The organism is Streptomyces sp. NPDC055955, from assembly GCF_042270245.1.
In the GTDB taxonomy this organism is placed as follows: domain Bacteria; phylum Actinomycetota; class Actinomycetes; order Streptomycetales; family Streptomycetaceae; genus Streptomyces.
Genome location: NZ_JBHJYS010000052.1, coordinates 1 through 3,358 on the forward strand (window position 1 = coordinate 1; position 3,358 = coordinate 3,358).

The window sequence follows — 3,358 nt, forward strand, 5'->3', positions numbered from 1 at the left end:
TGATCCGCGCGTCCTCGTACTGCTTGTCGTCGTCGGCCCAGACGTAGTAGTCGCCGTAGGGGCCGGTGGGATCCTTTCGGGACTCCTGGAACCACGGGTGCTGATCGCTCGTGTGGTTCATGACGAAGTCGATGATCACGCGCATCCCGCGCTGGTGCGCGGCGTCGACGAACTCCACGAAGTCCGCGAGATTACCGAACTCGGGCAGGACCGCGGTGTAGTCGGAGACGTCGTAACCACCGTCCCGTAGAGGGGACTTGAAGAACGGTGGCAGCCAGAGACAGTCGACGCCGAGCCACTGGAGGTAGTCCAGCCTGGACGTGATGCCCTTGAGGTCGCCCACGCCGTCGCCGTTGCTGTCCTGGAAGGAGCGGACGAGGACTTCGTAGAAGACGGCGCGCTTGAACCAGTCGGGGTCCCGGTCCCTGGTGGGGGTGTCCTCGAAGGTGTCCGGGACGGGCTTGTTGACGATCATGTGGTGGGTGACCCTCCGGTGGGCGGTGAGGACGGTCGCAGGACGGTGAGGATGTGCGCGGGCGCGCGGCCCGGCTCGAGGCGCACAAAGTTCGTCCTGCCCCATTGGTATGTCTCGCCGGTCAGCTCGTCGCGGACCGGCACGCTCGCGTGCGCGTCGAGTCCGAGCTGCGGCATGTCCAGAGAAACCGTCGCCTCCTGGGTGTGGTGGGGGTCGAGGTTGACGACCACCACGACCGTGTCGGGGCCCGAACGCTTGCTGTACGCGATCAGCGCGTCGTTGTCGGTGCGGTGGAAGTGGAGGTTCCTGAGCAGGCGCAGGGCGCCGTGTTCCCGCCTGACGCGGTTCAGGGTGGTGATGAGCGGGGCGATGGAACGTCCCGCCCGCTCGGCCGACTCCCAGTCGCGCGGCCGCAGTTCGTACTTCTCCGAGTGCAGATACTCCTCGCTGCCCTCGCGGACCGGGGTGTTCTCGCACAGCTCGTACCCGGCGTACACCCCCCAGGTCGGGGAGAGCGTGGCCGCGAGCACGGCACGTACCTCGAAGGCGCGGCGGCCGCCCTTCTGCAGGTATCCGGGCAGGATGTCGGGCGTGTTCACGAACAGGTTGGGACGCATGTAGGCGGCCGTCTCCCGGGAGAGCTCCGTGAGGTACTCGGTGAGCTCCTGCTTCGTGTCGCGCCAGGTGAAGTACGTGTACGACTGCTGGAAACCGGCCTTGGCGAGTGCCCGCATGATGGGGGGCCGGGTGAAGGCCTCGGCGAGGAACACCACGTCCGGGTCGGTGCGGTTGATGTCGGAGATCACCCGTTCCCAGAACACGACGGGCTTGGTGTGCGGGTTGTCGACGCGGAAGACGCGGACCCCGTGGTCCATCCAGAAACGCAGGACCCGGGTCGTCTCCTCGATCAGCCCCGGCATGTCCCGGTCGAAGGCGATCGGGTAGATGTCCTGGTACTTCTTCGGCGGGTTCTCCGCGTACGCGATCGTGCCGTCCGGCCGGTGGTGGAACCACTCGGGGTGCTTCTCCACCCACGGATGGTCCGGCGAACACTGGAGCGCGAAGTCGAGGGCGATCTCCAGGCCCAGGTCCGCGGCCCGGCGCACGAACGCGTCGAAGTCGTCGAGGGTGCCGAGGTCGGGGTGGACCGCGTCGTGACCGCCCTCGGGCGAGCCGACCGCCCACGGCACACCGACATCCCACCGGTCGGCCGACAGAGTGTTGTTCGGCCCCTTGCGGTACGTGGTGCCGATGGGGTGGATCGGCGGCAGGTAGACCACGTCGAAGCCCATGGCGGCGACGGCGGGCAGGCGTTCGGCCGCCGTGCGGAAGGTGCCGCTCACCGGCCGCTCCCCGTCGCGCACCACGGCGCCCTCGGAGCGGGGGAACATCTCGTACCAGGCTCCGTACAGTGCCCGTTCGCGTTCCACGAGCAGGGGCATGGGCGCCGAGCGTGAGACGTGTTCGCGCAACGGGTGCTCCGCCAGGGCGGCGGTCACGTCCGGCGCGAGGGCCGCGGCGTGCCGGGCGGCGGGTGGCCTGCTCTCGTCACGGAGCGCGTCGACGGCCGCGAGGACCGCGTCCCGTCCAGCCTGCTCCGGAACGCCGGCGGCGGCGCGCTCGTACAGCTCGGCGCCCTCCTCCAGGATCAGCTCCGTGTCGATCCCGGCCGGGATCTTGATGCCGGCGGACCGGCGCCACGAGGACACGGGATCGCCCCACGCCTCGACCGTGTACGTCCAGTTGCCCACGCCCGTCGGGGTGACGTCGGCGCCCCAGCGGTCGCTGCCCGGGGACAGCTCGCGCATCGGGGTCCACGGGCCCGGCCGGTCGTCGGGGCCGCGCAGCACGACATTGGCGGCTACCGCGGCATGGCCCTCGCCGAAGAGCGTGGCGGAGACCTCGAACGTCTCGCCCGGGACAGCCTTCGCCGGACGCCTGCCGCAGTCGACGGCAGGGAGTACGTCCACGATCGGGACGCGGCCCGTCGTCGTGTCTTGGTTCATCGGTTGCACCTCCGCCGTGCTCGAGGCAGGCCCGCTCTCGGTCGGGGGCCCGCCGGGTTCACATGCGCCACGGGACGCACCGTCACTCGCACACCACTTGGCCCGGCACGCGGCCGGGCACAGCAGGCTGTCGTCGACGGGCTGCGTCCCTCCGGCGACACGCTACGGGAGCCGACCGGGCTCGGCCTGTCAGGAAATGTCCTGGTTCAGGCGTGTCGGCCGGCGACCCGCTTCTGCCGGAGGGCCCTGCTTCACGGCCCGCTGAGGGCGGCGACCGCGACCGCGGGTGCCGCGAGCGGCGGTGCGGCCATCGGCGGATGCTCCACGCTGGGGCGGAGATAGCGCTCGGCCGCGTCGGCGGCCTCCCGCCCGCAGCGCTTCCCCATCAGCACGCACAGCGTGTAGGCCGTGTCTTCGAAATGGGCCCGCACCTGGCGGTCGGCGGGTGCCGCGAGCCGCAGGCGTTCCCATGCGCGGTACTGCGCCAGATGACTGGCGACTTCGGTTTTGGTAGGCAGCAACATGTGGCTGTTCACTTCCCACTCTTGGAGCGCACGGTGCACCGGGTCGGTGCGCGGGGGCCGTGCACGGAGAGGTGCCGAACCGTTACGCCGATCGGTACCCCGTCCCATGGTGCATTTGGCGGCACTTCCCGTCCTGTTGGAGCTTCAACGGCGCCGGAGGGGGCTCCTCGTGTTGCACGAATGGAGTAGCGCTCGCATGCTGAGGCTGACTCAGGAGCGATCAGTGCTCACGCTACGTGTTCGGGGTACGGCCCGTGGGGGGCGAGCGACGAGCGGGAGCTTCGCCGGTGAGGAGCCGAAGACGATGAATAACGCAGTGCCCTGCTACTACCACCTCGATGTCGAGGTCAGCT

General features: G+C 69.7%; 3 protein-coding genes. All 3 read right to left on the minus strand.

The genetic code is table 11. The annotated features are described in order from the left end of the window. On the minus strand, positions 1 to 475 hold a 475-nt coding region (locus tag ACFC96_RS45990), incomplete at its 3' end, for an alpha-amylase family glycosyl hydrolase (protein WP_376268576.1). After that, on the minus strand, positions 472 to 2,481 hold the full coding sequence (locus ACFC96_RS45995; RefSeq protein WP_376618704.1) for an alpha-1,4-glucan--maltose-1-phosphate maltosyltransferase: 2,010 nt from the start codon (positions 2,479 to 2,481) through the stop codon (positions 472 to 474). The genes ACFC96_RS45995 and ACFC96_RS45990, both read right to left, overlap by 4 nt. 251 nt (positions 2,482 to 2,732) lie before the next feature. Further along, positions 2,733 to 3,017 carry a DUF5133 domain-containing protein gene (locus ACFC96_RS46000; RefSeq protein WP_376268579.1) on the minus strand — a complete coding sequence of 95 codons (285 nt, stop codon included), beginning with the start codon at positions 3,015 to 3,017 and terminating at the stop codon, positions 2,733 to 2,735. Positions 3,018 to 3,358: the final 341 nt, after the last annotated feature.

What these genes read in the sequence shown, in the direction of transcription:
- ACFC96_RS45995 (WP_376618704.1), bottom strand. Translation starts at nt 2,481, where the DNA reads ATGAACCAAGACACGACGACGGGCCGCGTCCCGATCGTGGACGTACTC.